Below are 26,943 nucleotides of genomic sequence, written 5' to 3'. Positions count from 1 at the left end.
TCCCCTGCGGCTCTGACACCCTGCCGGGCGGACGGGAGCCTCCATGCCGGGGGCTCCACACGGCCCGGGCCGGGCCGCGCGGAGGGGGTGCCATGGCCTTACGCGGATATTGCTACGTGCTACTGGCCGCCGTGCTCTGGGGTTCCCTGGGCCCGGTGGCGAAATACGCCTTTTCCCAAGGGGTTGCGCCCCTTGAGGTCGCCTTCTGGCGCTGCGTCATCCCCTTCGTGCCTTTCGCCTTCCAGGCCCTGCGCCGGGGCCACAGCCTGCGCGTGCAGCCCGGCGACCGGTTGGCCATGGCCGGGTTCGGGTTCATTTGCATCGCCGCGTTCTACGGCGTGTACCAGTTGGCCATCAACGAGGGCGGCGCGGCCCTGGCCTCGGTGCTCATGTACACGGCCCCGGCCTGGGTGGCCCTGGCGGCCTGGGCCTGCCTGGGCGAGGGCATGAGCGCGGCCAAGCTCGGCGCCGTGGCCGCCACGCTGGCCGGGGTGGCCTGCGTCAGCGGCCTGCTGGGCCCCGAAGCGGGCCATGGGATGAGCGCGACGCCCAAGGCCGTGCTCCTGGGCCTGCTCTCGGGCCTGACCTATGCCATGTATTACATTTTCGGCAAAGGCCGCCTGCGGCACTACCCGACCCCGGTGCTCTTCCTGCACGGGCTGCCCCTGGGCGCGCTGCTGCTGCTGCCCTTCGTGGATTTCAGCCCCAAGACGCCCGGAGCCTGGGCAGCCATCGTCACCGTGAGCCTGCTGTCCACCTGGGGCGCCTATTCGGCCTACTACGCCGGGCTGCGCCACCTGGAGGCCACCCGGGCCGCCGTGGTGGCGACCCTGGAGCCGGTGGTGGCCGCCGTGGTGGCCTTCCTGTGGTGGGGCGAGCGCTTCACGGCCTCGGGCTGGCTCGGCGCGGGGCTGATCCTCGGCGCGGTGGCCCTGGTGGTCTGGGACGGGCGGCGCCCGCGCGCCGCCGCGCGGGAGGCCCTGGAGCATGGATGACGCCGCGCGCCTTCTCCAGCTCAAGGCGTCCGCCGGGGCGGGCAAGACCTACGCCCTGACCGGACGCTTCCTGGAGCTCCTGGCCGGGGCGGACCAGGACGACGACGCCCCTCCGGCCTGCGCCCGGGCCGCCGCCCGCCGCCACGGCTGGCCCGAAATCATGGCCGTGACCTTCACCAACAAGGCCGCCGCCGAGATGAAGGAGCGCGTGGTCGGTCGCCTCAAGGAATGTGCCCTGGGCCTTGGCGGCGCCGGGGCGGCCTGGGGCCGCGACGAAGCCGCCCTGTGGCTGGCGCGCATCCTGCGCCGCTACGACCAGCTCAACATCCGCACCATCGACAGCCTGCTGCACCTCATCATGCGCCTGTTCGCCCTGGAGGCCGGGCTGGCGCCGGATTTCCAGGCCCTGTTCGGGCTCGGCGAAGTCTTCGACGACCTGCTGGACCCCGTGGTCGCCGCCGCCGAGGACCACGACGGCCCCGAGCGCCGCCTGCTGACCACCGCCCTGGACACCATCCTGCACCTGGAAGGGCGCGCGGGGTTCCTGCTCGGGGCGCACTTCCGCGAGCGCCTGGGCAAAGTGCTGGCCTGGAGGCTGACCAACGACGCCTCCTGCGAAACCGACCCCCGGCGCATCCACACCGAGCTGGAAGCCCTGTACGCCGACCTCGCCCGGGCGGCCCGGGCCGTCCCCCCGCTGCTGGACGGCCTGAAGGCCAACGCCAATTTTCTCAAACTGCTCGACAAATGCGCGGCTCTCGCCCCCGGCGCAACGCTGCCTTCCGCCACCTTCGCCACCAAGGCCAGCGTGGACGACTGCCTGAACGCGGGCTCCAGGGGCCGGGGCGGCGCGGCCCTGGACGCGGCCTACGCCGCCCTGTGCGCGGCCTATGCCGCCTGCGCCGACCAGGGGCCCATCCTGCGCGGCGCGCGCGACATGGCCGCCCTGGTGGCCCTGGCGGACCTGATGCTCGCGGTGCTCGACGAATTGCAGGCCACACGCAACGTGCTGCCCTCCGCACGCTGCGAAACCCTGGCCGCAACCATGCTCGCCGACTGCGGCGCGCCCGACGCCTTCTGCCGCCTGGGCGCGCGCCTGCGCCACATGCTGGTGGACGAATTTCAGGACACCAGCCGCACGCAGTGGCGCGCTCTTTCGCCCCTGGCCGGGGAATGTCTGTCCAAGGGCGGCAGCGTGCTGCTGGTGGGCGACGTGAAGCAGGCCATCTACGGCTGGCGCGGCGGCGACGCGCGGCTGTTCGACGAGGCGCCCGCCCAGCCGGAGCTGGCGGCCATGGCCCCGCCCGTGCGGGCCAGCCTGCCCCACAACTGGCGCAGCCGCTCCGAGATCGTGGCCTTCAACAACGCCTTCTTCGCGCGGCTGGAAGCCCCGGAAACGGCCCGGACCGTGGCCTCGGTCATGCTCCAGGACCAGCCCGCCGCCGTGGACCTGCTCGCCCGGGCCATGGCCGAAACCTTCGCCGGGTGCGTCCAGACCCTGCCCCCGGGCCGCGAGGGCACGGGCGGCGGCTACGTGCGCCTGACGCGCGTGGAGCCCGAAGACGGCAACAAGGATGCCCTGATGGAGGCCGTGCGCACGCACCTGCGCGGCCTGTTCGCGGACCTGCGCGCGCGCCGGGCCCCGGGCGAGATGGCCGTGCTGGTGCGCGACAACACCGAGGCCGCCCTGGTGGCGGGCTGGCTGCTCGACTGGGGCCTGCCGGTCATCACCGAAAACAGCCTGGCCCTGGGCGCGCATCCGCTGGTGCGCCAGCTCGTGGCCTGGCTGCGCTTCCTGGACTATCCCCTGGACGACCTGGCCCTGTGGGAATTCGTCAGCGGCGAGGAAATCTTCCTGCCCTGCGCGGGGCTCACGCGGGCCGGGGTCGTCGACTGGCTGGCCGGGCAGGACCACGGCGGACTCTACCGGCGCCTGCGCGAACGCTGGCCGGAGGTGGCCGAGCGCTTTCTCGTCCGCTGCGTGCGCAAGGCCGGGTTCATGACGCCCTACGACGCCGTAAGCGAAGCCGTGCGCGACCTGCGCGTGCTGGAACGCCACCCGGACGGCGCGCCCTACGTGCGCCGCTTCATGGAAATCGTCCATCAGGCCGAGCAGAACGGGCACCAGTCCCTGGCGGCGTTCCTGGACTTCTGGGACGCGGGCGCCTCGGGCGAGAAGGTGCCCCTGCCCGAATCCGTGGACGCCGTGCGCATCATGACCATCCATCAGGCCAAGGGCCTGGAATTCCCGGTGGTCGTCGTGCCCTTCCACCACTGGCGCTTCGACCCCGGCGGCGAGCCCACGCCCGTGGACTGCCGGGGCCTGCGCCTGCTGGCGCCCCTGCGCCGCGAAATGGGGGCCGCCTATCACGAGCACGCCGCGCGGACCCTGCTGGAACAACTCGACCTGCTCTACGTGGCCTGGACGCGCGCGGAAGAAGAACTCCACGGCCTGCTCACGGCCACGAAAATCTATCGCCAGCGGCCCCTGGTGCGCGCCCTGGAAGCGTTGACCGCGGAATACCCCTGGGCCCCGGGGCCCGACGGCTGGCCGACCTGCGCCTTCGGCGCGCCCCCGGCCGCTGTGGCCCCTTCGCCGGACGCAGCCCCGGCGCCGCCCCGGCCCGGCGCAGCCGCGCCCGCGCCCCAGGCCTGCGCCCCGGCTCCCGAGGCCGACCCCGAGCCGCCCATGGCCTGGCTGCCGCGCCTGAAAATCCACCGCCATTTCAGCCGCGACGTGCCGCGCGAGGCGCTCTTCGGCGGCGGCCCCGTGTTCGACGCCCGGGCCAGGGGCACTCTGGTCCACGACGCGCTGGACCGCCTGCGCCGACCCGGCGGGCTGAACCCCGAGCACGCCGCGCGTGCCGCCGTGGCCGTGCATGCCGACATCCTGCCCCCGGGCGAGGCCGCGCGCGAGGCCGTGGCCGCCGAGGTCCGGGGCATCCTCGACTGGGTGCTCGGGCTGCCGGAGTTCCCGGGTTGGGCCGAACGCGGGCACCCCGAATGCCCCATCCTGACCCCCGAAGGCGTGGAGCGCCGCCCGGACCTGCTGGTTACCGACGCCCACGAGACCGTGGTCGTGGAATACAAGACCGGCCAGCCCAGCCCGGACCATGAGCGCCAGGTGCGCGAATACATGACCCTGCTGGCGGCCATGGACGGCGCACTGGGCGTGGCGCCCGCCATGCGCGCCGTGATTCTCTACCTGGACCTCAAGACCGTGCACGAGGTGCGGCCATGAACGATTCTTCCGGCCAGCGCCCCGTGCGCTACGTGGTCAGCGCCTGTCTGGCGGGCGTCCACAGCCGCTACAATGGCGACCGCAAGGCCGTGGAGGCCGTGGTCGCGCTCATCCGCCAGGGCGTGGCCCTGCCCGTGTGCCCCGAGCAACTGGGCGGCCTGCCCACCCCGCGCCCGCCGTGCGAAATCGTGCCCGGGGCGCCCGGCTGCCCCGCGCGGGTGGTCAACCGCCTGGGGGTGGACCAGAGCGCCGAGTTCCATCTCGGCGCTCGGGAAGGGGTACGCCTGGCCGAACTGTTCGGCGCCACCCGCGCCGTGCTCAAGGCCGGTTCGCCCTCGTGCGGCAGCGGGCAAATCTACGACGGCACCTTCAGCGGGCGGCGCGTGCCCGGCGACGGCGTGTTCGCCGCCGCCCTCAAGGCCGCGGGCATCGACGTGCTGACCGAGGACGACCTGCCGCGCGAGCTCGGGGAGAGCCCGCAATGAAGCCCATCCTGGTTGTGGACTGGCGCGCGGACTGCATCGCCGCCCTGGCCGACCTGCTCCTGGCTCCGGACGGGCCCGGCACCTCCGGCGGGGCCGACCTGCGGCGCTGCCTCGTGGTCTTCCCCCACCGCCGCCCGGCGCGGCACCTGATGCACCATCTGGCGACCCGCGCCGATGTGCCCAAACCTTTGTTCCTGCCGGAAATGACGGCGGTGGACCAGTGGCTGCCCGCCCTGGCCCGCGAACTGGACCCCGCCCCCCTGCGCACGGCGGGCCTGCTGGACCGGGTCGGCCTGCTGCGCGAAGCCGTGGCCGCCCTGCCCCGGCCCGGCCCTCTGCGCGCCCTGGCCGCCGCGCCCGAGCGCTTCTTCCCCTGGGGCCGCCATTTGGCCGGACTGATGGAAGAACTGCTGCGCCATGGCGCCGGCCCGCAGGACATGCACCACCTGCAAGGCGAGGTCCACGACACCGCCGCCGCCCTGCTGGAGCGCCTGCGGGCCATCCACGACGGCTACCTGCGCGCCCTGGAGGCCAGGGGCTGGACAACCCCGGGGCTGGACGCCGCCCGCGTGGCGCGCCGGGCGGACGAACTGCCCGCCCTGCTGGCCGGGCGCCGCATCCTCCTGGTCGGCTTCCACGCACCCACGGGCACGGAAATGGCCGTGCTGCGCGCCCTGGCCGCCGCCGGAACGGCCCAGGTCGTCTGGCACTCCGACCCCGCCCTGGCCCAGGCCCCCGGGCGCGTGCACTGGGCCTGCCGCGAGCATGCCCGCTGGCTGCGGGACTGGGGCGCCCGGGCGGAGCTCCTCGGCCCCCCCGCGCCGGACACGCGGGAAACCCCGCCCACGGTACGCTTTCACGAAGGCTTCGACCTGCACTCGCAGCTCGACGCCCTGCGCGGCGTCCTGGACGACATGGCCGGGCCGCCCGCACAGGCGACGCAAAATGGCCGGAAGCAGGACACGCCCAAGCCCGGCGCCCACGGCGACACCGCCGTGATCCTGCCCGACAGCGGCGCGCTCATGCCCGTGTTGCACCACCTGCCCGTGAAAGACGTGAACATCTCCATGGGCTATCCCCTGGCGCGCTCCAGCCTGCTGCGGCTGGTGGAGACCGTGCTGCGGCTCCAGGAGACCTCGCCCGGCCCGGGGCGCTATGCCTGGCGCGAGGTGGTGGCCCTCATCCGTCACCCCTACGTGAAAATGCTCGAACCCCGGCCCGGGCTGCCCCTGCGCGGGCTGCTGCGCGAAATGGAACAGGCCATCCGCCGGGGCGGCACCGTGTTCGCGCCCCTGGCCTGGGCGCCCGATCCGGCCACCCTGCCCGAAGGAACCCTGCCCCCGGAGGCGGACCCGCAGGAAGCCCTGGCCCTGCTGCACGAGACTCTCACGGCCTGCCTCACGGCCTTCGAGGGCCTGGGCAGCCTGGAAGCCCTGGGCCGGGCTCTGCTGGGGCTGGCCCGGGCCCTGGTGCCCGAGGGCGGCGAACAGACCTGGCACCGCTTCCCCGTGGACGCCGAATGCCTCTACCGCCTGACCGCCGTGGTCGTGCCCGCGCTGACGGACAGCCACGTCAGCCGCGACCCGGCCGGACGCGCGACCCTGTTCTCCATCCTGCGCCAGATGCTGGCCGCCGAGCGCGTGCCCTTCGAGGCCGAGCCGCTGACCGGGCTCCAGGTGCTCGGCATGCTCGAATCACGCTTGCTGCGCTTCGCGCGGGTCTGCGTGCTGGACGCCACCGAGGAGCACCTGCCCGGCCCCCCCGCCCACGACCCGCTGCTGCCCGACCCGCTGCGCGGCCTGCTCGGCCTGCCCGACGCCCGCCAGCGCGCCCAGGTCGCGGCGCACAACTTCCACCGGCTGGTCGCCGGGGCCCGCGAGGTGCACCTGTTCTACCATACCGGCGTCTCCGGCAGCGGGCCCCTGGGCGGGCGCAGCGTGCGCAGCCGCTTCGTGGAGCAGCTCCTGTGGGAGGAGGAAAAACGCCAGGGCCGCGTCATCCGCGGCAACGACGGTGGGCCCCTGGAAACCCTGGCCCTGCCCGTACGCCCCCTGCCCCGGCCCACGCCCGGCGTGGCCAAGACCGCGCCCATCCTGGCCCGGCTGGACACCCTGCTCGCCACGCGCGTCCTCTCGCCGACCCTGCTGGACGACTACCTCGCCTGCCCGCTGCGCTTCTTCCACAAGCGCCTGACGCCCCTGCGCGAGCCCGACACCGTAAGCGAAGACGGCGACCAGCGCGAACTGGGCATCCTCATCCACGCCGTGCTCAAGGATTTCCTGGCGCCGCTGCGCCAACAGCGCGTGAACCTCGCCGAGCAGGACCCCGCGCCGCTCATGGACGCCTTCAGCGCCCGCCTGGAGGCCGCGCCCTTCTTCATCCAGATGCCCTACGACCTGCGCCTGGGCCTGCGGGCCGTGGGCCGCGAACGGCTGCGCCGCTTCCTGGCCTCCTCGCCGGAAACGACCATCGTGCTGCTCGAACAACCCGTGGAGGCGCCCCTGGCCGTGGACGGGCTGGGCGTGCGCCTGGGCGGCGTGCTGGACCGGGTGGACCAGCGCCCGGAAGGCGCCGTGGTCCTGGATTACAAGACCGGAAGCCTGGCCCCGCCGCCCCTGAAAGCCTGGAGCAACGACGCCCTGTGGGAGCGCGTGGAAGCCTGGGAACCCGGGCAGGACCCCGGCCTGCTAGCCGACCTGGAAGCCGCCCTGCACAGCCTGCAACTGCCGCTCTACGCCTGGCTGCACTGGTGCGAAACGGACACCCTGCCCGCCGACGCGGCCTGGGTCGAACTGCGCGCCGACGGCGGGGAAAAGCCGCTCTTCGGCCCCAAAGCCGAAGCCGAAACCCGCGAGACGGCCATCACCGAACTGACCCCCCTGGCCGTGCGCCTGCTGGTGCGCCACATGCGCGGGGCCGAACGCTTCGAGGCCGCCCCCGGGCCGCACTGCCAGTGGTGCCGTTTCGGGTTCTCCTGTCCGCTGCCCGCGAAGGCCGGAACCTCGCGCTAGCCGCGCCCCGCCCGGCGCCGCCACGGGGCGAAAAACCCCGCCGCGGCCCATTGCGCGTATACGGTTTTTGAGCTACATTCACACGCGCAAGTTCGCAATGCTGCGCCTGTATCCCCTGCATGATACATTCGGGCACATCACGGAACGTCGGCCGACAGCGCGAAGCACGGCCCCGGACGACGACACCACGGATTCGAGGAGCGGGATGAAGCTGTACAAAACCTACAGCGGCGAGAACTTTCCGAAGACCTATCTCGTCGTCGAGCGCGACGAGCAGCCCGAAAAAATCGTCCCTTTCAACATCCTGTACCTCTTCGGTCCCCTGAAGCTCATCAAGGGCGCGCTCATGCCCTCGCACCTGCCCTTCTCCAAGGGCGGCCAGCGGCGCATCGTCGAAGTCATCGAAGACGCGGGCTACTGCTTCTACAAATGGCCCGGCAAAATCCTCGGCGCCGAACTGGGCGACATCCTCGAAGTCGACGACGACACCCCCAAGGACTGACCGCCCGGCGTCGGCCCAGCCCGGCACAGGCCCGGCGGGACTCCGCGAGCCCGGCGGGGGAAGGGGGAGGAGCCTTTTCTTGAGGAGAAAAGGCTCCTCCCCCTTCCCCCGCGCCCCCATCCCCCGCTTCCAAAAGACCTTTTTCTTTGGGGGCCGTAAGGTTGACGCAAAAGGGAAACGAGAACCCAAAGCGCTTGGAGTGGCACGCCGCGACGCTGCCCTTCCGCCCGACGCTTCCGCCCGACGCTTCGCCGCGCGGTTGCGGGGCGGCGTGCGGGGTCCAGGGGCCGTTGGCCCCTGGTGGGGGTGCAGGGGGCGACGCCCCCTGCCGGGGTTCGGGGCAGCGCCCCGACGGGCGCTATGCGCCCCTGCCGCCCGGCCCCTTGCCGCCCTTGGCGCCTTTGCCGCCTCCGGCGCCCGTGGCGCGGGCCTTGGGGTGGGCGTTGTCGTAGGCGCGCACGAGTTTGTCGACGCTCAGGTGGGTGTAGCGCTGGGTGGTGGTCAGCCGGGCATGGCCCAGCAGTTCCTGGACGCTGCGCAGGTCGGCGCCGGATTCCAGCAGGTGGGTGGCGAAGCTGTGGCGCAGCATGTGCGGGTGGACGCCCTGGGGCAGCCCGGCCAGGGCGGCGAGCTTGTCGAGGATGCGGCAGGCCTGGCGGCGCTGCATGCGCGCGCCGCGCACGCCGAGGAAGAGCGCTTTTTCAACCAAGCTGGCGGTGAACTCGCCGCGCACGCGCAGGTAACGCGCCAGGCGCTCGCGCCCGGCGTCGGACAGCGGCGCCAGGCGCTCCTTGGCGCCCTTGCCCATGACGCGCACCACGCCCGAGCCGGGGTCGAAGTCGTCCACGTCGAGGTCCAGGGCCTCGCTGATGCGCAGGCCGGAGCCGTAGAGCAACTCGGCCAGGGCCACGTCGCGCAGGGATTCGGGGTCCTCTCCGGTCTGGGCCTCCATGAGGGCCAGGGCCTGATCGACGTTGAGGGCGCGGGGGTGGCGGGCGTCCTGCTTGGGGTTGCGCACTCCGGCGGTGGGATCGGCGCCGACGAGCCCGGCGCGGGCGAGGTATTTGAAGAACGAGCGCAGGGTGGAGAGCTTGCGGGCCACGGAGGCTTTGCCGGTGCCTTTGCGGTGCAGATCGGCCATGAAGCCGCGCACGTGGTCGCGGGTCAGGGCGGCGGGGTCGTGCAGCCCTGCGCCGCGTGCGGCAAGGAAGTCCTCGAACTGTTCCAGGTCGCGGCCGTAGGCCTCGACGGTGGCGGGGCTGTAGCCCTTTTCCACGTCCAGGTGGCCGAGGAAGGCCAGGGCCGTGTCGGGCAGGGCGGGCTCAGGCCCGGCGGCGGTCCAGGACATAGCTGCTCCCGGGGGCGGCCTTGGCGCGTTTCTTGAGTTCGGAGGCGATGGACGAGGCCTCGCCGTAGTGGGCGAGCTTGGCGTCGTGGTTGACGACCACGGCGATGGACACGGCCATGAGCGGGAACGTGCAGGGGGTGCCGTTGCGGTCGTAGGAGGCGATGGCGCCCCGGGCGCGGTCGGCGGCGTCGTAGAAGCCGGGAACGATGGCGTCGAAGGCGGCGATGAAGCGGGAACAGACGGCCTCGGCCTGGGCGGCGGGCGCGACGAACACGAAGTCGTCGCCACCCACGTGGCCGACGAATCCGCCGGGCCCGGCGATCTGGCGCACGGTGTTGACCAGCAGGCGCGCGGCCATGCGCAGGACCTCATCGCCCCGGGCGAAGCCGTATTTGTCGTTGAAGGCCTTGAAGTGGTCGAGGTCGGCGTAGCCCAGGGCGAAGAGGTCGCGGGCCTGGATGCGTGCCTGCACGGCCTGCATGATGCTGGTGTTGCCGGGCAGCAGGGTCAGGGGATTGGTGTCCTGGGTGCGCTGGGCGCGCTCCACGGTCAGGGCGATGCGCGCGGCGGCCTCCACGGGGTCCAGGGGCAGCAGGGGGAACCCGGGCCCGGCGGCGGGCATGGGCAGCCCGGGCTGACGCAGCAGAAAGTCGTCGGCCTGGACGCTGGCCCAGTCCAGGCCGCAGTCCAGGGCATCGGTATCCAGGATGAGGATGACCGGGGTGCGGCGGTAGACGTTCTCGCCCTTGACCATGGCCACCAGCCGCCGGCCGTCGAGGCTGCGCTGCCCGGCGCAGCCCGGGCCGTCCACCAGCAGCAGGTCCGGCGGGGCGGTGAGCAGGCGCTCCACGGCGTCGCCGGGCGCATCGAACAGGTGCCAGCGGGCCTCGAAAGGCAGGCTGAGGCCTTCGAGCAGGTCGCGCAGGTCGGGGTCCGGGCTGACCAGGAAGACCTGGAGCTCGGGCCCGGAGGAGGAGGAGGAAGCGGGGTCCGTGGCGGCGCCCATGGTCAGGCCGTTCCGCCGAAGGTGAACCCGGCCACGTCCACGAGGCGGTCTTCCAGGTCCTGCACGCAGGCCAGCAGGGCGCGCCCGTCGAGGCCCAGGAGTTTCAGGGCGCCCTTTTCCAGCCGGGGCACGCCCTGGTCGCCGCCGTCGCCGAATTCCAGCAGCCGCACGCAGAAGTCGGCCACATGGGCCACGCTGGCGTATTGCGGGTAGAAGCGGGCCAGCAGCGGCTTATGGTGGTGCGACAGGGCGTCCTTGATGTTCACGGGCAGGTTCCAGTGCCCGGCGAGCCAGGCGCCGATCATGTCGTGGGAAAAGCCGAGCACCCGGCGCTCGGCCTCGAAATAGGTCAGGTCGTCCCGGGCGACCAGGGCGCCGAGCTCCTCGCGCAGGCCCTGCATCTGCACGGCGGCCACGACCTTGCCCAGGTCGTGCAGCAGCCCGGCCACGGCGAACTCCTCGGGGTCCTTGAATCCGGCGCGTTCGGCGATGGTCCGCGCCGCCGTGGCGGCGCCGATGCTGTGCTCCCACAGCCCGGCCATGGATTTGTTCATCACGTCGAAGACCGAGGTGGAGATGATCACGCCGCGGATGACGTTGAAGCCCAGGAGCACCAGGGCGTGCTGGATGGAGGAGATGCGCCCCGGGAAGCCGTAGATGGGCGAGTTGACCATCTTGAGGATTTTGGCCGAGAGCACCTGATCCAGGCCGATGACCTTGGCGATCTGGTCGGTGGAGGATTCGGGGTCTTCCACAAGGCGGGAGACCTGATCGAGGACGGGCGGCAGGGTCGGCAGATCCTTGACGGCCAGGATCTGGCCCTTGCGCTGGGTGCGCAGGTCTTCGGCCATGCTAGCGGCCTCCCGTGCCTGGCGCGGAGGCCGGGGCGGCGCCCGGGGTTTCGCGCAGGGCCGCGTCGCGGGCCTCGCGCTCGGCGCGGGCGGCGGCCTCGCGGGCTTCGCGCTCGGCGCGCTCGGCCTCGGCCTGGGCGGCGGCCTTCATGGTAAAGTAGCCCTTGAAAACCTTCTTGAGCTGCATCATCCACGGGTCGTCGCCGTGGCGGCGGAAGAGGTGGTCCATGCGGGCGGCGCGGGCGGCGTGGCTCGTGCCCCCGGCCAGGCCTTCCAGGTCCACCGGGTGGCCCTGGACGACGATGCTGTCCACCCCCATGCCTGCCAGACGCGCCACGGCGGAGTCGGACAGCTCCGTGCCCTCGGCCAGAAGGACCATGCCGTTGTCGCGGAGCAGGGGTTTGGCCAGGACCATGCCGGGCCGGGCGAGCTTGACGGGGATGCGCTGCATGCGGTGGGGTCTCCTGAAGGGGCGAGTGTAGCGGATTCGACGGCGCATTCCAAGGCCGGAGATGCCGGGGCGGCGCGCGGCGCCCCGAGGCGCACCGGACAATACTGCCCACCCCGGGGCCTGTCACGTTCAGGATTGCAAAGGCCGCGCCGGATCATGCGGAGCAGGACAGGTGCGGGGTGGCGTCAAGCCAGGCTGTACTGCATGCCCGGCCACTGACGGACCAGCCCGCCGACTTCGAGCATCAGCAGCACGCGCGAGAGGCGCGCGGCGTCCCAGCCCAGTTCACGGCCCAGGGTGTCGATATGCAGGCGCCTGTCTCCGGCCAGGGCCAGGACCACGGCGCGCTGGTCGGCGTCTTCCGGCAGCGCGGGCGGCGCAGGGGCGGCGGAAGGGGCAGGCGCAGGAGGCCGGGGCGCGGCCTTGGGCCGGGCGGCCGCCGGAGCCTGGGCGCGCGGTGCGGGCCGTATGGAGACGGAGGGAACGGCCGGATTGGCGCCGCGCGGCCCGTCGCCCTCTCCGGCACCGGACGCACCGGCGCGGGCGACGGCCCGGGGCGCGGAGGACTCCACGCCCAGGGGCAGGTGCCGCGCGCGGCCCGCCGGGGGGCGCGCCGGGGCGTCGCGCCGCTCCAGGGCCAGACGCAGCCGCGGGGCCAGGTCGGCCAGGATGGCTTCGGCCCCGGCGACGGGCAAGGCGCCCTCCTCGGCCAGCACGCGGCAGCCCTCGAAATCCGGCGCTCCCTCGGGCCCCGGGAAAACATAGACTTCGCGGCCCTGCTCCAGGGCCAGCCGGGCCGTAATGCGCGAGCCGCTGCGCGCGGCGGCCTGGGCCACGACCACCCCCAGGGCCAGCCCGCTGACGATGCGGTTGCGCACCGGGAAGTTGCCCGCCTCGGGGCCCGTGCCCGGCGCGAACTCCGTGACCAGCAGCCCCTGCGCGCCCAGGCGCTTGAACACGTCCACATTGCGCGATGGGTACACGCGGTCCAGCCCCGTGCCGAGCACGGCAACGGACGAACCCGGGCCCGTGAGCCCCGCCAGATGCGCCTCGCGGTCGATGCCCCAGGCCATGCCCGAGACCACCGTGACCCCGGCGGCGGACAGTTCGCGCCCGATGCGCGAGGCCGCGAGCATGCCCTCAGGGACGTACTTGCGCGAGCCGACGATGGCCACGGCCGGGCCGCGCAGAAGGCGCAGGTCGCCCCGGCAGTACAGCAGGATCGGCGGGTCGGGGATGGCGCGCAGCAGGGGCGGATAATCCGGGTCGGCCCAGGCCAGCACCTCGGCGTCGGCCAGGGCCAGGGCGCGCTCCAGCTCGCGGGCGGCGCCCGCCTCCCAGGCTCCGGCCAGGAAGGGTTGGATCGCGTCGGCACGCACAAGGCCCAGGCGCCGCCACGCGCGGGCCTCGGCCACGGCCTCGCGGGCGCTGCCGTAGTGCTCCAGCAGGCCGCGCCACGTGTGCGGGCCGATGCCCGGGCTGTGGCGCAGAGCCAGACAGGCGCGCAGTTCCTGGAGCCGGTCCTCGTGCATGACCAGGGGCATCGGTCGGGCTAGCGCAGGCTTTCCAGGCGCTTGCGGGCCAGGGCGGCGGGCTCGGAGTCCGGGTAGTCCTGCGTCAGCACCTGGAGGTAGAAGCGGGCGTTGGCCGTGTCGCCCAGGCGCTCGTAGGCATAACCGATCTTGAGCAGCGCGGCGGCGGCCTTGGAGTGCCGGGGGAACTGCTGGTGCACGGTCTTGAAGGCCACGATGGCCTCGGCGTCGTCGCCCTCGTGATAATAGGTCTCGCCCACCCAGTAGCGCGCGTTGGGCGCCAGAGGGCTGGCGGGCTCGGCGGCCAGGAAGTGCTCCATGGCCGTGCGGCCCTCGGCGGTCTTGCCGTCCAGCACGAGGCGCAGAGCGGCGTCGTAGGCGGCCTTGCCCGTGGCCGGGGCGGGAGCCTTGGCCCTGGCCTTGGTCGCGGGCAAGGCCTTGGCGGCGGCGGAAGGCTGCGCGGGGCTGGCGGCCTTGGCCGGAGCCTTGGCCCGGACTTCGGGGTAGGCCTCCCAGGGTTTGCCGGATGCGGGAGCTTCGGCCTTGGCCTGGGGCGCGGGAGCAGGGGCTTCGGCCTTGGGCGCGGGAGCAGGGGCTTCGGCCTTGGGCGCGGGGGCGGGAGCTTCGGCCGGGGCGGCAGGCGCCGGAGGCGCGGAGGCGACGGGCGGAACCGGAGCCCCGGCAGGAGCGGCAGGCGCGGGGGCGGCCTCGGGAATGTCTTCGGAGCCATCCGGAGCGGCGGCCGCAAGCCCGCGTCCCGGAGTAGCCTCGGCCAGGGCCTGCGCCGCGGCCCGGGCTTCGGTGGCCTGGGCCTCCAGGGCGTCCATGCGGTGTTCCAGGGCATCGACCCGGGCGGCCAGGGCCTGCTGGGCGTTCTGCTGGGTCAGCGCCCGGGATTCCAGAGCGCTCAGGCGCCACTGCTGGCTCGCGGCCTGTGGGGAGGCTCCAGAGCCCTCGCCGCGCCCGGCGCAGCCCGCAAGGGCCGCACACGCCAGGGCCACGGCAGCCAGACGGAGCAATCGGAGCATGGGCCCTCCCTGGCGGATGGTGGAAATCGGCATCGCTCCCTCATAGGCCAGGAGCGCGAAAAATTCAAGGGCGGCGAGCTTCTGGCGCGCCCCGGCCCGCCCGGCCCGGCCTTGCCCAAACGCCGTTTTTCGGGCACAACTTCTTGCGTCCGGGCCGCCGCGCAGGCGCCCGCGCCCCGCCCGGGGCAAGCCCTCGCCAAGGAGTCCGACCATGACGCTGCCCGAATTCACCCCGGCCCTGGCCGCCGTGTTCCTGGTCCTGGCCCTGCATTTGTGCGCCGTGTACGTCGGCCTGGGCGCCTTTGCCCTGGCCTGGTGGAGCGAAGCCCTGGGCGCCACGCGCCGGATGGGCTTCCTCAAGAAGCTCGCCGGGCAGTTGAGCGCCCTGGGCGTGCTGTTCCTGTGCTACACGCTGGTGGCCGTGGTCGGCGGGGTGGCCGTGCTCTGGCTGCGCTTCCCCGATGCCCTGTGGCCCTGGACGGCCGTTCCGGAACTGGCCGCGCCCCCGGCCCTGGCCCTGGGCTGCGCGGCACTGTTCGCCCTGGCCTATTCCCTGAGCTGGTCCTCGGCCCGCGAGCACCCGGGGCGCCACCGCGTCCTGGGCCTGCTGGCGGCCCTGGGCGGGCCGCTGGTGCTGGCCGTGTCCCTGGCCATGAAGCTTGCGCCGCTGAACCCCTGGTACGTCGCCGCCGGGGCGCACGTGGTGCTGCTGCGCGGCATCTTCGTTCCGGCCTTCTGGCCGCTGCTGGCCGCCTCGACCCTGCTGATGCTCACCTGCGCCGCCGGGTTCGGGCTGGTTTACCTGCTCCTGCGCCGCAACCGCGACGACTTCGGGCGCGACTACTACGCCTTCGTGCTCGGGCGGCTGGCGGGCTGGGCCCTGCTGCTGGGGCTGGCCACCACCGGGACCCAGGCCTGGGCTTGCGCCCAGGTGCCCGGGGCGTGGCCTCCGGGCGTCACCGGCCCCGGACTGCTGGCCGCCGCCGGGCTGGCCGCCCTGGGCCTGGCCTGCGCGCTGTGGGCCGTGGTCTGGCGGGCGGGCGCCCCGTTGCGCATGAAGCCCGCCGTGTGGCTGGCGGCCGTGGCCCTGGTGGCGGCGACGGCGGCCTTCGCGGCCTTGCAGGCCACCCTGTTCCTGCCTCCCGCCGGAGCGTAGGCCGACACGGCGGGAGACAACGGCGGGGTTTACCGTCCGGCGCCCGGGGTGCTAGTGTCGCTCACGCCCACAGCCCCAACCCGGAGGAACCCATGCCCGCCGCCCGCCTTACCCCGCCCCGTCCGGCCCGCCCCATCCGCCCTGCCCGCTGGGCCGCCCTGCTCGTGCTGCTGACCTGGCTGGCCTGGGCCCTGGCCGCGCCCGCCGCGCGGGCCCAGGCGCCCGTGGCGGGGCAAACCCTCTACGTGCCCGTCTACTCCCACGTCTACCACGGCCCCAAAAACCGCGCCTTCCCCCTGACCTGCACCCTGTCCATCCGCAACGTGGACCCCGGGCACGGCTTCCGCGTGGAGGCCGTGGAATTCTACAACAGCCACGGCGGGCTGGTGCGCGGCTTCATCGACGCGTCCCAGATGGTCCGGCCCATGGGCACCCTGGAATTCATCGTGGACGAGAGCGACAACGACGGCGGCTCGGGGGCCAACTTCGTGGTCCGCTGGGCAGCCGACGGGCCCATGAACCCGCCCCTGGTCGAGGCCGTGATGATCGGCACCAGTTCCAACCAGGGCATCTCGTTCACGTCTCGGGCGGTGGAAATCCTGCCCTAGCGGGCGGGCGGAACGTTCCCTTTCCCGGGGTCGAATCCCGTGCCCCCTCCCCCGCCGGACGCGACACGGCCCGCGGCGAACATCGTCGCCGCGGGCCGTGCCGTTTTTCGCCCTGTGGCCGGGGCGGCTACATGCCCGTCGAACGGCTGGTCGACATGCGGTAGATCTCGTGCGGGTCGAGGATGAGCACCACCGAGCCGTCGCCCATGATGGTCGCGCCGGAGATGCCCTCCTTGTTGCCCAGGTAGTCGCCCAGGGGTTTGATGACGATCTCCTGGCGTTCCAGCAAGGTATCCACCACCAGACCCAGGCGGCGGTTGTTGTCCTGGATGACTACGATGGGCACGATGTCGCGCTTCTCCGCGTTGCGGGGCAGCTCCAGGATTTCGCACAGGTCCATGATGCCCAGCACCTCGCCGCGCAGGGTCACGGCCTTGCGCCCGTTGACCTCGGTGAAGCGGCGGACCTCGATCTTGGTCGTTTCGGACACCGCCTCCAGGGGGATGGCGTAGGTGTCGCCGGAAACCTTGACCATCAGCGCGTCGATGATGGCCAGGGTCAGGGGCAGGGCGATGGTGAAGCGCGTGCCCCGGCCGACCTCGGTGTTGATGTTCACCGAACCCTTGAGATTCTTGATGTTGGTCTTGACCACGTCCATGCCCACGCCGCGCCCGGAGATGTCCGTGACCTTCTCGGCGCCGGAGAAGCCGGGCTCGAAGATGAGCCCGATGGCCTGCTGGTCGTCCATGGCCTTGGCTTCCTCGGGGGTCACCATGCCCTTTTTGACGCCGACCTCGCGCATCTTCACCGGGTCGATGCCGCGCCCGTCGTCCTCGACCTCGATGGCCACGGAGTTGCCCTGGTGGTAGGCGCGCAGCCAGACGCGCCCCGTCTCGGGCTTGCCCTTGGCCTCGCGGTCCTCGTTGGGCTCCAGGCCGTGGTCCACGGAGTTGCGGATCATGTGCACCAGCGGATCGCCGATTTCCTCGATGACGCTCTTGTCCAGCTCGGTCTCCTCGCCTTCCATAATCAGCTCGACCTTCTTGCCGCTCTTGCGCGACAGGTCGCGCACCAGCCGCGGGAAGCGCGAGAACACCGTGTTCACCGGGACCATGCGCACCTTCATGATGGTGTCCTGCAGGTCGTCGGAGATGCGCGCCATGGCGTAGGTCGTTTCGGTGAGGCTGGAGGCGACTTCGGACACGTCGATATGCTGCCCGCCCGTTTCCAGGCTGCGGGCCAGCATGGCGAAGCGGTTGCGGTTGATGATCAGCTCGCCGATGAGGTTCATCAGGTGGTCGAGCTTTTCATGGTCCACGCGGATGGTGGAGGACACCTTGGGCTTCTTGCCTCCGCCCCCGGCGGCGGCAGCGGCGGCAGGCGCGTCCGCCTCGGGGCGCGGGGGCGCGGGCCGGGCGGCGGGGGTGCGGTCCGTGCCCCGGGGCCCGGCGGCGGGACGGGAAGGTGCGGGCGCCTGGACAACGGTGGCGGCCTCGTCGTCGTCCTCGCCGCTTCCGTCGTCCTCGTCCGCCGCGCCCTGCTCCTCCACGAACTTCGGGGCCGGGGCGGCGGGGACCGGGGCGGGCCTGGACGCGGGGGCCGGGGCGGCGGGCTCCGGGGCGTCCTCGTCCATGGCCGAAACAAGCTCCTCCTGCGGGGCCGCGTCGCCGCCGCCCAGTTGCTTGATTTCCTTGTCCACGATGTCGGAAATGATGCCGCACTCCTGGCGCAGGATGTCCACCATCAGGGCGAAGTCCAGGTCCGCGTCGCGGGCCTGGGCCACCAGCCCGGCAGTGCGCTCCGCGTTGACCTTGATGTCGTCCAGGCCCATGTACTGGGCGGAGTTTTGCACCGAGACCAGGGAACGGTACAGCCCGTCCACGGAATCCTTGCTGGCGGGGTCCTTTTCCAGGGTGTCCAGGGCCAGGGTGATGTTGGCCAGTTGCTGGCCCACGGTTTCGCTGAAGACCTTGAGATCGTCGTCGTCCACCGCAGAGCCGCCCGGGGCGGCGGCGGGCTCCCGCTCCGCAGGCGCACCGGGCACCCCGGCCTCGGCCGGCGGCACCACCTCGCCGCTCTCCACCGCCGCCTGCAGGCGGGCGACCAGGGCCGAGGTGTCGTTGGGCACGACCCGGGCGGCGGCGAGGTCGATGGCGCCGATGAGCGTCTCGATCATGTCCACCACGCCCAGAAGCAGATCGATCATGGCGTTGGAGGTGGCCATCTCGCCCTTGCGCACACGGTTGAGCAGGGTTTCGGCCTCGTGGGTCAGGGCGTTCATCTCGCGGTAGCCGATGATGCCGCTGTTGCCCTTCAGGTTATGGAAATAGCGGAAGATGTCGTTGACGGTCTCTCCGGACTTGCCCGGATTCTTCTCCAGGCCGACCAGGGCGCTGTTCAGGTTCTCGACGATTTCGCGGGCCTCCTCCATGAAATCGTCCAGGTGCTCGCGGGCGACCACGTTCAGGGCGTAGGGCGTGGCGTCGAAATCGGCGGGCGGAGCGGCGGGCGCCGGGGCCGGAGCGGCGGGTTTGGGCGCCGGAGCCGGAGCCGCCTTGGGCGCGGGCGCGGGTGCCGGAGCGGCCTTGGGCGCGGGTGCGGGCGCCGGGGCCGCCTTGGGCGCGGGTGCGGCGGCCTTCTCCCTGGGGGCGGCGGCCTTGGACGCGGGGCTTTCGCCCGCCAGAAGCGCGTCCAGGGAGGCGATGAGGGTCTCGGTGTCCACCTCGCCCTCGCCGCCCTCGGTCTCCAGGTTTTCGATCATGGTCCGCAGCATGTCGGTGGACGACAGGATCACGTCCATGATTTCCGAGGTCACGGCCATGCGGCCCTTGCGCAGCTCGTCCATGATGTTTTCGGCGCGGTGGGCGAGCTTGTTGATCTTGTTCAGCCCAAGGAACCCCGAGGCGCCCTTGAGGGAGTGCATCGGCCGGAAGATTTCGTTGAGCAGCGCCAGGTTCTCCGGAGACTGTTCCAGTTCGAGCAGGTTGGGCTCGATGGTCTCCAGATGTTCCTTGGCCTCGATGATGAAATCGGCGAAAATTTCAGGATCCATGAAATCCTGGCTCATTGATGCACCTCAGTATCGTCTTGCGGCGGACCCTGCGGCCCGCCCGTTCCGCGGCCCGGAGCCTCCGGGCCACGGGATCAGCCAAGCAGCATCTTGACGTTCTTGACCATCTTGTCCGGCTGGGCGGGCTTGACCATGTACAGGTTCGCGCCCAGGCCCAGGCCCTTCTGGATGTCCTTGTCCTGGCCCTCGGTGGAGAGCACGATGATCGGCACGTCGCGGTAGGCTTCCTGCTCGCGCACGGTCTTGATGAAGGTGAATCCGTCCATGCGCGGCATGTTCACGTCGGAGATGATCAGGTCCACGGCGGTTTCCAGGGAGTAGAGCTTCTCCAGGCCGTCCAGGCCGTCCTCCGCCGTGGTCACCCTGAAGCCTTCCTTCTTCATGATGAACGCCACGAGATTGCGTACTGTCTTCGAATCGTCCACTATCAGGATATGTTTAGACATGGCGTTTCCTCCTAGCCCTTGAGCACCTTCTCGACGATGCGGTCGATGGACAGAACGCCGATGAGCTTGCCGTCATCGGCCTTGAGCAGCCCGGCCACGTATTCGACGTTGGCCCCCAGATGGACCTCCACGCTCCAGTCGATCTTCTCCTGCGGCACGCGGTACATGGTCTTGACCGTGTCGATCATCAGCCCCAGTTGGAGCCCCTTGCGACGGCAGACCACGATGAAGCCCGGATGCTCCGAGGCGCCCAGGCCGCCCACCAGCGAGGTCATGCGCACCAGCGGCGTGACCCGCCCGCGCAGGTTGACTATGCCCGCGATGAACGCGGGGGCGGCGGGCAGACGCGTGGGCGCCACGTAGCGGATGACCTCCTGGACCACGTTGATGGGCACGGTGAATTCCTGGTCGCCCACCAGGAAGCCCACCAGTTGCAAATCGTGTTCCTCTTTGAGCTGGGCGATGATGTCCGGCTCGGCCAGGGTCTGGTCCAGGTCCCGGCCCGCAGGGTCCGGAGCGTCGGACCCGGGCCGGGGGCCGAACCCGGGGGCGGACTCCACGCGCGCCGGGCCGGGCATGGCCACGGCGCCCTGCCCGGCGTCGTCGCCCAGGCCCATGTACTTGCGCAGGAATTCCCGCTCGGCGGCGGACAGGGTGTCCCCCTCCGCCCCCGAGGGCAGAAAATCCTTCTCCAGGAAATATTGCTCAGGCGTTTTCATTGGCGATCTCTTTGGCGAGCAGCGAGTATTCCACGGCACCCCGGGAGGCGGGGTCGATCTCGTAGATCACCTTGCCCTTGGCGCTGGCCTCGCGGAAGTTGGTGTCCAGGTTGATGACGGTGTCGCACAGGCGCGGGCCGAGTTTCTTGCGCAGCAGGTTGAGCACCCGGCGGCAGGCCCCCGCCCGGCGGTCGAACATGGTCGCCAGGGCCCGGAAGTTGATGGGCCGGGGCAACACGCGGTTCAGGGTGCGGATGGTGTCGAAGATCAGCCGCAGCCCGTGCAGGGCCAGAAAATCCGTCTGGATGGGGATGATGACCAGATCCGACGCCACCAGCGCGTTGACGAGCAGGACGCCCACATGCGGCGGGCAATCGATGACGATGTACTCGTACCGCTGGCGCAGGGGCGCCAGGGCCTCGGTGAGGATCGCCCCGCGCCCCGCGCGGGACTTGAGGTCCATCTCCAGCTCCGAGAGGCGGATATGCGCGGCGGCGAAGTCGAAGAAGCCCTCGTGGTCCGCCGGGTGGACGATCTTGTCCCACAGCGCCGCGTAGTCGCCCTTTTCGGCCTGGAAGATGTCCAGCACCGTGTATTCCAGGTTTTCGGGGTAATAGGCCAGGTGGATGGACGCGCAGGCGTGCGGGTCCAGGTCCATGACCAGGGTCTTGTGCCCGGCCAGCGCCAGGGCGGCGCCAAGGCTCAGGGACGTGGTCGTCTTGCCGACCCCGCCCTTCTGGTTGGCCACCGCTATGACTTGCACCGCTGCCAAAAGCCACCCCCTGCTGTGCGCCGGGCGCCGTTACGCGCTCTTCGAGATGAAGTTGCGAAGCGCCTGCCAGTCGTCGTAGTCCACGTCCAGGAACCGGACGCCCAGTTCGTAGCGCGTGAAGGGAATCACGTCGCGCAGGCGGACCACCTCGGCGATGGCTTGCAGGAACTGCCCGGCATCGCTCTCGAAAACCTTGAAAAACCCCGGGTGGTACTTGTTGAAGCTCGGGATGAATATCTTCACCTGGAGCTTGGTTCCCGGCTCGAATTTCTGCCCGCACTCAAGCTTCATGCCCCCGGCGCTGATGTCCGCGCACAGCACCTCGAAGCGGGGCTGGCGCGCCAGGGGGAAACGGAACTCCTTGATCTCGACCCGAAAGCTCTTGGGCAGCCTGAGGTCGTTTCTGCGGTCCTCTTCGGACATGGCGCACGGTCCTCCTTTCAGGCTCATCGGGCTATTCCTCCTTGCGGTAGATGATCGCTCCCGGATAGTGCGTCGGCTTGAACGCACGGGAAATATTGTGCAGCGATTCGGAATGCCCGATGAGCAGATAGCCTCCCGGAAGCAGGTTGTCGTAGAACGAACTGATGACCCGCTTCTTCATCTCGTCGTCGAAATAGATGATCACGTTGCGGCAGAAAACGATGTGCGAGCGCTCGATGCGCTTGAGCTGCATGCGGTCGGACAGGTTGATCTGCCCGAAGGTGATCATGCGCTTCAGGTCCTCGCGGATGGCGTAGTTGCCGTCGGTCTGCACGAAATACTTGCGGACCATCTCCGGCGGGGTGGTGCGCAGGGCGTACTCGGTATAGATGCCGCGCCGGGCCGAGGCCAGAACGCCCTCGGACAGGTCGTTGGCCGTGATCTTCACGTTCCAGCCCGGCAGTTCGCTGCCCAGCACCTCGCTCATCTGGATGGCGATGGTGTAGGGCTCCTCGCCCGTGGAGCACCCGGCGGACCAGATGCGCACCCGGCGGTCGCCGGCCTTGCGCTGGGCCTCCACGACCTCCTTGAGCACGTGGTCCTGGAAGACCTTGAGCTGCGGCGGGTTGCGGAAAAAGCTCGTCTCGTTGGTGGTGACCACCTCGAAGAGCTTGTTCAGCTCCTGCTTGCGCCCGGCGTCGTACTGCAAATAGTAGTAGTACTCGCCGAAGGACTTGAGGTTGAGCTGCTTCAGGCGGTTGCGCAGGCGGTTTTCCAGCAGGTATTTCCTGTTGTCCGCGATGTAGATGCCGCTTTGGGCATAGATGAAGTCCCGCAGTTGCGAGAACTCCTCAGGTTCTATGGTGAACTCCTTTTTCAAGGAGATCGTCTTGGTGAACAGCGAGGCCATCTACAGTTCCCCTTCTCCGGACTCCTGGATGCGCGCCACCGCGTCCTCGGCGGCGGCCTGGAGTTCCTGGTCCTCGGCGCCCAGCAGCTCGAGCAGCGCGCGGAAGGCCGTCTTGCCGCCGATGGCGCCCAGGGCCTCCACGGCCTTGATGGCCAGCAGGGTGTTGGTTCCGGTGGCGATTTCCACCAGCCTGGGCACGGCGGCGTCGGCGCCGCGCCGCCCCAGGGCCTCCACGGCGCGCACGCGCACCCAATCGTCCTCGTCGTCCAGGGCCTCTTCCAGGCAGGGCAGCAGTTCCTCGCCCTCGCAGTGGCCCAGCAGTTCGACCACGGTCAGGCGCACCTCGCGGTGCTCGTCGTGCAGCCGCTCGCGGATCACGGGCAGCCACTGGCCGATGTCCACGCAGGAATCGCCGAAGGCCTCCAGGGCCACCTTGCGGATGTCGGGCACCGCGTCGCCCAGGGCCGCGCGAATCTCGTCCGCGTGCCCGGCCACGCCGAGCTTGCCCATGGCGTACACGGCCATGAGCCGCCGCACGGGGTCCTCTTCGGCGAACATGGCCCGGAAGCGCTCGTCCATGGCCCGGCTGCCCACGTGCACGCAGGCCTCCAGGGCGGCTTCCTTCACGTCGTCGTAGGGGTGCTCCAAAAAGCCGAACAGCAGGTCGCCCACGTCCTGGCCGCCCTGGGCGCCCAGGTATTCCAGGGCCGCCTTGAGCACGGTGCCGTCCTCGTGGCGCTCCAGCACCTCCAGGAAAAAGGGCTTGTCGTCCGCGCGGGCGCAGGCGCACAGGGCCTGGACGATCTCGCGTTGCAGGTCGCGGTCCCGGCTCCAGAACGCGGCCTTCATGGCCTCGCACAGGGCCGGGGAGCACAGCCGCTGGGCAACCTCGACCACGACCTGCACCGGGCGCACGGCATCGGCCTCCAGGGCCTGTTCCAGGGGCCGGGTCGGGCCCATGCCCGCCAGGGCTTCCACGGCCAGCACCAGCCGGTCGTGGTCGCGGTCGGGGTCCAGCGCGGCGGCCAGGGCCAGTACGTCCGCCGAGGCCTTCTCGCCGCCGACGAACCCCAGGCCGGTCATGGCCGCGTCCTGCACGGCCTCGTCCTCGTCGGTGAGGGCCACCAGCAGATACTGGCCGAAGCGCTCGCGCTCGGCCTCGCTCAGGAGTTTCAGGGATTTGCCGCCGAGAATCTGCACGATGGCCTTGCAGATCTTGTTACGCAGGGCCGTGGAGGCCGCGTCCAGGTGCTTCATGAGCATGGTCACGGCCTTGACGTTGCCCATCTCGCCCAGGGCCTCGACGATCATGGAGGCCACGAGGTCGGAGCTTTTGTGCAGGGCCTTGGCCAGGGCGCCGATGGAGCTGTCGTCGCGAATCTTGGCCAGAGCCTCGATGACCGAGAACTGGACCCACTCCTCGTCGCCCAGGGCCTTGTTCAGGTAGCGGGCGGCGTCTTTCAGGCCCAGCTCGCCCAGGCTCACGGCGGCCTGGTAGCGCACGTTGACCTCGGGGTCGCGCAGCAGGGCCTCGCCCAGGGGGCCGACGGCGGCCACGCTGCCGGTGGAGCCCAGAATGTCCGAGGCGAAGATGCGGATGTCGGCGTCCTCGTCGCGCAGCAGGCCCACCAGGGACGGCAGGTCCTGGGCGCCGACCGCGCGCAGGATGTCCATGGCCAGGTTGCGCACCGGGGCCTCGTCGGAACGCAGCAGCGGGATGACCGCCTCCACGGTGGCCTTGCCGCCGATGCGCCGCAGGGCCTGGTCCGCGGCCTCCTGAATGCCCAGGTTGCCGCTGGCCAGAAGCCCGGCCAGAGCCGGAACGGCTTCCTGGCAGACGCTTTCCCCCGCCTGCCACGCGGCCTCGCGGATGTCCGAAGCGTCCCCCCCGCCCTGCAACGCCGCGACGATCTTCTTGCAGTCCTGCATAGCCTCTCCACCCTCCGGAATGTGGCCCCCGCGGCGCGCTTGGCCGCGCGGGCTCAGACGTACAGGCCGTCCACCAGGGCGCCCGCCATGTCGTCGATGTCCACGATCTCGTCGGCCAGCCCGGCGTCCACGATGGCCTTGGGCATGCCGTAGACCACGCAGGTGGCGTCGCTCTGGGCCAGGGCCCTGCCGCCGCGTGCCTTGAGCACCTTCACCCCCTCCATGCCATCATTGCCCATGCCGGTCAAAATGGCGCCCAGGGCCCGGCGCCCCACGCCCTCGCCCACCGAGGTCATCAGCTCGTTGGCCGAGGGTTTGTAGAGCGCCTCGCGCGGCTCTTCGGAAACCACGATCTCGATGCGGCTGACCTTCTGGGCGATGCGCAGGTGCTTGCCGCCGGGCGAAATGTACACCGTTCCGGGCCGGAAAAGCTCGCCGTGCTCGGCCTCCTTGACCGCCAGCTTGCTCACGCCGTCCAGGCGCTTGGCAAACGGCCCGGTGAAGGCGGCGGGCATGTGCTGGGCAATGAGAATGCCCGCCGGAAAGTCGGCGGGCAGCGCCGCGAGCACCTTCTGCACGGCGGGCGGCCCGCCGGTGGACACGCCGATGGCCACCACGTCGCGCCGCTGGCCGCCTTTGGGCCGCGTGACCGCCGCGCGGGGGGCCGGGGGCGCGCCGTGGGCCGCGCCTCCGGCGCCGGACGCCGGGGCATGCACCCGGGGGCTCATGGGCCGCAGCTTGCGCCCGGCCAGACTGCGAATCTTGTTCCGCAAGTCCTCTTCGATCTTGATGATATCCAGCGATACCCGGGACAACTGCTTGGGGATGAAATCCACCGCGCCAAGCTCCATGGCCTTGAGGGTCGCCTCGGCGCCCTCGGTGGTCAGGGAGCTGATCATCAGCACCGGCCGCGGCATCTCCATCATGATGTGCCGCAGGGCCGTGAGCCCGTCCATCTTGGGCATCTCGATGTCCAGGGTCACCACGTCGGGCTGATGCCTGCGAATCAGCTCCAGGCCTTCCTCGCCGTTGCGGGCCGTGGCCACGACCTTGATCCCGGGGTCCTTTTCGAGCATCGTCGCGATGGCCTTGCGCATGAAGGCCGAATCGTCAACAACGACAACCGTTACCACTCGCTACTCCTTTCTGGTCCGCTCGGCCGCATCCGCCACAGGACCCCCGTGCGGCCCGGGGGCTTTAGATTTTCTCTAGGTTAGCACACTCCATTCCGGAGGGATAGAGCGCCGACACCCTCATCTTCTAATGAAAATGGCCCTGAAGGACAACGGCTAAATTTTCCGCCCGGCCCATGGCGCGCGGCCCGCGGCCGCCCCGCCCGCCCCGGAACCCGCGCCCCGAAACGCTCCGCCCGCCCCGCCCCCGCCTCGCGAAAATTCGCGCCCCAAGGGTTGCCAAACCCCGGCCCTTCGGATAGAAGCATCTCCTCGCTACGGGATGTGGCTCAGTCTGGTAGAGCGCTGCGTTCGGGACGCAGAGACCGCGTGTTCAAATCACGCCATCCCGACCAGAAAAATCAAGGGTTTACGCGCAAGCGTAAGCCCTTTTTTTCATGAATGACAACAGCTAACACGGCAAAGATTTTGTAAGCGCGCGAGTGAATCGGCACAAGATGGCGCTTCATTTGGCCCGAAATGTAAGCGCGCGGGGAAATTGGCATGGAGCGGTCCCCTCAGCCCGGGGCCGGGGGGCGGCATGACGACCTGAGAGCGGTGGTCCGGTGCCCGCGCACTTCGGAATCGGCTTCCCTGCGCCTCCGGCCACACCCAACGCCCCCGGGTGCGCGGATTTGCGGGATTTCTTCGCGCCGCGTGATGGCGCGCGATGATGGCGGGAACCGGGGACCGGGAGTGCGGACGGCAGGGGCCGCCGCGCTCGTTCGCCGGGAAACCGGAGGCCCGGGCGCGTCGCGCAATCCCGGGCGCGGCGCTCGGAATCAACCCGCTGAAATCATTGCCTGGGCCGGGCGCTCTGGGCTATCGTGGGATCACTCATCCACCCACAACCCAAGGAGGCCCCATGAGCCAGCTTCTGGATGAATTCAACGAGACCCTGAAGGCCCTGAAGAAGGAAACCCCCGCCCAGTTCGACGGATTCATGGAATTCATGAAGGCCGCCAAGGCCGACGGCGCCCTTCCCGGCAAGACCAAGAATCTCATGCTCGTGGCCCTGGCCGTGGCCAACCAGTGCGACTGGTGCATCGCCGTGCATGTGGCCAACGCCGTGAAAACCGGCGCCACGGCCGAGGAAATCCTGGAAGCCGCATGGCTGGCCGTGCTCATGGGCGGCGGCCCCAAGCTGACCTACATGAAGCTCGTGCGCGACGAAATCGCGGCCAACATCAAGTAGCTCCCCCGCGACGCCGGGAGGCTCAAAAACGAAGGCGGCCCGGGAGTGATCCCGGGCCGCCTCGATTTTTCCAGGCCCCGGCGCACGGCACAC

Annotated in this window: 22 protein-coding genes and 1 tRNA gene; 9 read left to right on the top strand and 14 right to left on the bottom strand. The window is 70.7% G+C overall.

What is annotated here, in order from left to right; all coding sequences use genetic code 11:
• The first annotated feature begins 92 nt into the window (after positions 1-92).
• The 5 genes from ACZ5KV_RS13850 (at position 93) to ACZ5KV_RS13830 (ending at position 8,234) form a co-directional block, all read left to right on the top strand.
• Positions 93-995 (top strand): DMT family transporter, encoded by a 903-nt coding sequence (locus ACZ5KV_RS13850; RefSeq protein WP_464239878.1) that lies wholly within the window; start codon positions 93-95, stop codon positions 993-995.
• Positions 988-4,236: a UvrD-helicase domain-containing protein gene (locus ACZ5KV_RS13845; protein ID WP_464239877.1), complete on the top strand. Its 3,249-nt coding sequence runs from the start codon at positions 988-990 to the stop codon at positions 4,234-4,236. Before ACZ5KV_RS13850 ends, ACZ5KV_RS13845 begins: the two co-directional genes overlap by 8 nt.
• A complete protein-coding gene (locus ACZ5KV_RS13840) occupies positions 4,233-4,721 on the top strand; it encodes a 2-thiouracil desulfurase family protein (RefSeq protein WP_464239876.1) in 489 nt (162 codons plus the stop codon). Before ACZ5KV_RS13845 ends, ACZ5KV_RS13840 begins: the two co-directional genes overlap by 4 nt.
• Positions 4,718-7,732, top strand: coding sequence for a PD-(D/E)XK nuclease family protein (locus tag ACZ5KV_RS13835; RefSeq protein WP_464239875.1), 3,015 nt, complete (start codon positions 4,718-4,720; stop codon positions 7,730-7,732). Before ACZ5KV_RS13840 ends, ACZ5KV_RS13835 begins: the two co-directional genes overlap by 4 nt.
• A gap of 205 nt (positions 7,733-7,937) precedes the next feature.
• Positions 7,938-8,234, top strand: coding sequence for a hypothetical protein (locus ACZ5KV_RS13830; protein ID WP_464239874.1), 297 nt, complete (start codon positions 7,938-7,940; stop codon positions 8,232-8,234).
• A 358-nt stretch (positions 8,235-8,592) separates the two neighbouring features.
• On the opposite strand, the gene ACZ5KV_RS13825 is transcribed toward ACZ5KV_RS13830, so the two are convergent.
• From ACZ5KV_RS13825 to ybgF, 6 genes are all read right to left on the bottom strand, one after another.
• Positions 8,593-9,582, bottom strand: a complete 990-nt coding sequence (locus tag ACZ5KV_RS13825) for a tyrosine recombinase XerC (RefSeq protein WP_464239873.1) — start codon at positions 9,580-9,582, stop codon at positions 8,593-8,595.
• On the bottom strand, positions 9,557-10,588 hold the full coding sequence (locus tag ACZ5KV_RS13820; protein WP_464239872.1) for a GGDEF domain-containing protein: 1,032 nt from the start codon (positions 10,586-10,588) through the stop codon (positions 9,557-9,559). The genes ACZ5KV_RS13825 and ACZ5KV_RS13820 overlap by 26 nt, the downstream gene beginning before the upstream one ends.
• A 2-nt stretch (positions 10,589-10,590) precedes the next feature.
• Entirely contained in the window at positions 10,591-11,439 is an 849-nt protein-coding gene (locus tag ACZ5KV_RS13815; protein ID WP_464239871.1) for an HDOD domain-containing protein, read from the bottom strand.
• 1 nt (position 11,440) lies between these two features.
• Positions 11,441-11,890 carry a hypothetical protein gene (locus tag ACZ5KV_RS13810; protein ID WP_464239870.1) on the bottom strand — a complete coding sequence of 150 codons (450 nt, stop codon included), beginning with the start codon at positions 11,888-11,890 and terminating at the stop codon, positions 11,441-11,443.
• Between the two features lie 185 nt (positions 11,891-12,075).
• Entirely contained in the window at positions 12,076-13,434 is a 1,359-nt protein-coding gene (gene dprA / locus ACZ5KV_RS13805) for a DNA-processing protein DprA (protein WP_464239869.1), read from the bottom strand.
• 8 nt (positions 13,435-13,442) lie between these two features.
• On the bottom strand, positions 13,443-14,450 hold the full coding sequence (gene ybgF, locus ACZ5KV_RS13800; RefSeq protein ID WP_464239868.1) for a tol-pal system protein YbgF: 1,008 nt from the start codon (positions 14,448-14,450) through the stop codon (positions 13,443-13,445).
• 211 nt (positions 14,451-14,661) lie between these two features.
• Here ybgF and ACZ5KV_RS13795 point away from each other — a divergent pair, with 211 nt between their 5' ends.
• Both ACZ5KV_RS13795 and ACZ5KV_RS13790 read left to right on the top strand, forming a co-directional pair.
• Entirely contained in the window at positions 14,662-15,606 is a 945-nt protein-coding gene (locus ACZ5KV_RS13795) for a hypothetical protein (RefSeq protein ID WP_464239867.1), read from the top strand.
• A 92-nt stretch (positions 15,607-15,698) separates the two neighbouring features.
• Positions 15,699-16,214: a DUF3124 domain-containing protein gene (locus tag ACZ5KV_RS13790; RefSeq protein ID WP_464239866.1), complete on the top strand. Its 516-nt coding sequence runs from the start codon at positions 15,699-15,701 to the stop codon at positions 16,212-16,214.
• A 127-nt stretch (positions 16,215-16,341) separates the two neighbouring features.
• Here the strand turns inward: ACZ5KV_RS13790 and ACZ5KV_RS13785 are convergent, their stop codons facing one another.
• From ACZ5KV_RS13785 to ACZ5KV_RS13750, 8 genes are all read right to left on the bottom strand, one after another.
• Positions 16,342-19,281, bottom strand: a complete 2,940-nt coding sequence (locus tag ACZ5KV_RS13785; protein WP_464239865.1) for a chemotaxis protein CheA — start codon at positions 19,279-19,281, stop codon at positions 16,342-16,344.
• Positions 19,282-19,358: 77 nt separating this feature from the next.
• On the bottom strand, positions 19,359-19,730 hold the full coding sequence (locus tag ACZ5KV_RS13780; RefSeq protein ID WP_291499515.1) for a response regulator: 372 nt from the start codon (positions 19,728-19,730) through the stop codon (positions 19,359-19,361).
• An 11-nt stretch (positions 19,731-19,741) separates the two neighbouring features.
• Positions 19,742-20,449: a chemotaxis protein CheW gene (locus ACZ5KV_RS13775; protein WP_464239864.1), complete on the bottom strand. Its 708-nt coding sequence runs from the start codon at positions 20,447-20,449 to the stop codon at positions 19,742-19,744.
• The gene (locus tag ACZ5KV_RS13770; RefSeq protein ID WP_464239863.1) at positions 20,436-21,212 is read right to left on the bottom strand and encodes a ParA family protein; all 777 of its coding nucleotides are present in this window, start codon (positions 21,210-21,212) and stop codon (positions 20,436-20,438) included. Before ACZ5KV_RS13770 ends, ACZ5KV_RS13775 begins: the two co-directional genes overlap by 14 nt.
• A gap of 39 nt (positions 21,213-21,251) precedes the next feature.
• The gene (locus ACZ5KV_RS13765) at positions 21,252-21,644 is read right to left on the bottom strand and encodes a PilZ domain-containing protein (RefSeq protein WP_464239862.1); all 393 of its coding nucleotides are present in this window, start codon (positions 21,642-21,644) and stop codon (positions 21,252-21,254) included.
• Positions 21,645-21,675: 31 nt separating this feature from the next.
• Positions 21,676-22,554, bottom strand: coding sequence for a CheR family methyltransferase (locus ACZ5KV_RS13760; RefSeq protein ID WP_464239861.1), 879 nt, complete (start codon positions 22,552-22,554; stop codon positions 21,676-21,678).
• A complete protein-coding gene (locus ACZ5KV_RS13755) occupies positions 22,555-24,483 on the bottom strand; it encodes a HEAT repeat domain-containing protein (protein WP_464239860.1) in 1,929 nt (642 codons plus the stop codon). It lies immediately after the preceding gene.
• 53 nt (positions 24,484-24,536) lie between these two features.
• Positions 24,537-25,616, bottom strand: a complete 1,080-nt coding sequence (locus tag ACZ5KV_RS13750) for a protein-glutamate methylesterase/protein-glutamine glutaminase (RefSeq protein WP_464239859.1) — start codon at positions 25,614-25,616, stop codon at positions 24,537-24,539.
• A 318-nt stretch (positions 25,617-25,934) separates the two neighbouring features.
• Here ACZ5KV_RS13750 and ACZ5KV_RS13745 point away from each other — a divergent pair.
• Both ACZ5KV_RS13745 and ACZ5KV_RS13740 read left to right on the top strand, forming a co-directional pair.
• Positions 25,935-26,011: transfer RNA gene (locus tag ACZ5KV_RS13745), tRNA-Pro, on the top strand.
• A gap of 509 nt (positions 26,012-26,520) precedes the next feature.
• Entirely contained in the window at positions 26,521-26,850 is a 330-nt protein-coding gene (locus tag ACZ5KV_RS13740; protein WP_464239858.1) for a carboxymuconolactone decarboxylase family protein, read from the top strand.
• Positions 26,851-26,943: the final 93 nt, after the last annotated feature.

This window comes from Desulfocurvus thunnarius (genome assembly GCF_055390965.1).
Note: the sequence above shows the minus strand (reverse complement) of the source record. Positions and strands in the feature narration are given on the sequence as shown.

Excerpts from the sequence above, each read along its gene's own strand:
- ACZ5KV_RS13760 (WP_464239861.1), bottom strand. The coding sequence starts at position 22,554 with ATGGCCTCGCTGTTCACCAAGACGATCTCCTTGAAAAAGGAGTTCACC.
- ACZ5KV_RS13765 (WP_464239862.1), bottom strand. The coding sequence starts at position 21,644 with ATGTCCGAAGAGGACCGCAGAAACGACCTCAGGCTGCCCAAGAGCTTT.
- ACZ5KV_RS13850 (WP_464239878.1), top strand. The coding sequence starts at position 93 with ATGGCCTTACGCGGATATTGCTACGTGCTACTGGCCGCCGTGCTCTGG.
- ybgF (WP_464239868.1), bottom strand. The coding sequence starts at position 14,450 with ATGCTCCGATTGCTCCGTCTGGCTGCCGTGGCCCTGGCGTGTGCGGCC.
- ACZ5KV_RS13835 (WP_464239875.1), top strand. The coding sequence starts at position 4,718 with ATGAAGCCCATCCTGGTTGTGGACTGGCGCGCGGACTGCATCGCCGCC.
- ACZ5KV_RS13815 (WP_464239871.1), bottom strand. The coding sequence starts at position 11,439 with ATGGCCGAAGACCTGCGCACCCAGCGCAAGGGCCAGATCCTGGCCGTC.
- ACZ5KV_RS13785 (WP_464239865.1), bottom strand. The coding sequence starts at position 19,281 with ATGAGCCAGGATTTCATGGATCCTGAAATTTTCGCCGATTTCATCATC.
- ACZ5KV_RS13790 (WP_464239866.1), top strand. The coding sequence starts at position 15,699 with ATGCCCGCCGCCCGCCTTACCCCGCCCCGTCCGGCCCGCCCCATCCGC.
- ACZ5KV_RS13740 (WP_464239858.1), top strand. The coding sequence starts at position 26,521 with ATGAGCCAGCTTCTGGATGAATTCAACGAGACCCTGAAGGCCCTGAAG.
- ACZ5KV_RS13820 (WP_464239872.1), bottom strand. The coding sequence starts at position 10,588 with ATGGGCGCCGCCACGGACCCCGCTTCCTCCTCCTCCTCCGGGCCCGAG.
- ACZ5KV_RS13825 (WP_464239873.1), bottom strand. The coding sequence starts at position 9,582 with ATGTCCTGGACCGCCGCCGGGCCTGAGCCCGCCCTGCCCGACACGGCC.
- dprA (WP_464239869.1), bottom strand. The coding sequence starts at position 13,434 with ATGCCCCTGGTCATGCACGAGGACCGGCTCCAGGAACTGCGCGCCTGT.
- ACZ5KV_RS13830 (WP_464239874.1), top strand. The coding sequence starts at position 7,938 with ATGAAGCTGTACAAAACCTACAGCGGCGAGAACTTTCCGAAGACCTAT.
- ACZ5KV_RS13755 (WP_464239860.1), bottom strand. The coding sequence starts at position 24,483 with ATGCAGGACTGCAAGAAGATCGTCGCGGCGTTGCAGGGCGGGGGGGAC.
- ACZ5KV_RS13775 (WP_464239864.1), bottom strand. The coding sequence starts at position 20,449 with ATGAAAACGCCTGAGCAATATTTCCTGGAGAAGGATTTTCTGCCCTCG.
- ACZ5KV_RS13795 (WP_464239867.1), top strand. The coding sequence starts at position 14,662 with ATGACGCTGCCCGAATTCACCCCGGCCCTGGCCGCCGTGTTCCTGGTC.
- ACZ5KV_RS13840 (WP_464239876.1), top strand. The coding sequence starts at position 4,233 with ATGAACGATTCTTCCGGCCAGCGCCCCGTGCGCTACGTGGTCAGCGCC.
- ACZ5KV_RS13780 (WP_291499515.1), bottom strand. The coding sequence starts at position 19,730 with ATGTCTAAACATATCCTGATAGTGGACGATTCGAAGACAGTACGCAAT.
- ACZ5KV_RS13845 (WP_464239877.1), top strand. The coding sequence starts at position 988 with ATGGATGACGCCGCGCGCCTTCTCCAGCTCAAGGCGTCCGCCGGGGCG.
- ACZ5KV_RS13810 (WP_464239870.1), bottom strand. The coding sequence starts at position 11,890 with ATGCAGCGCATCCCCGTCAAGCTCGCCCGGCCCGGCATGGTCCTGGCC.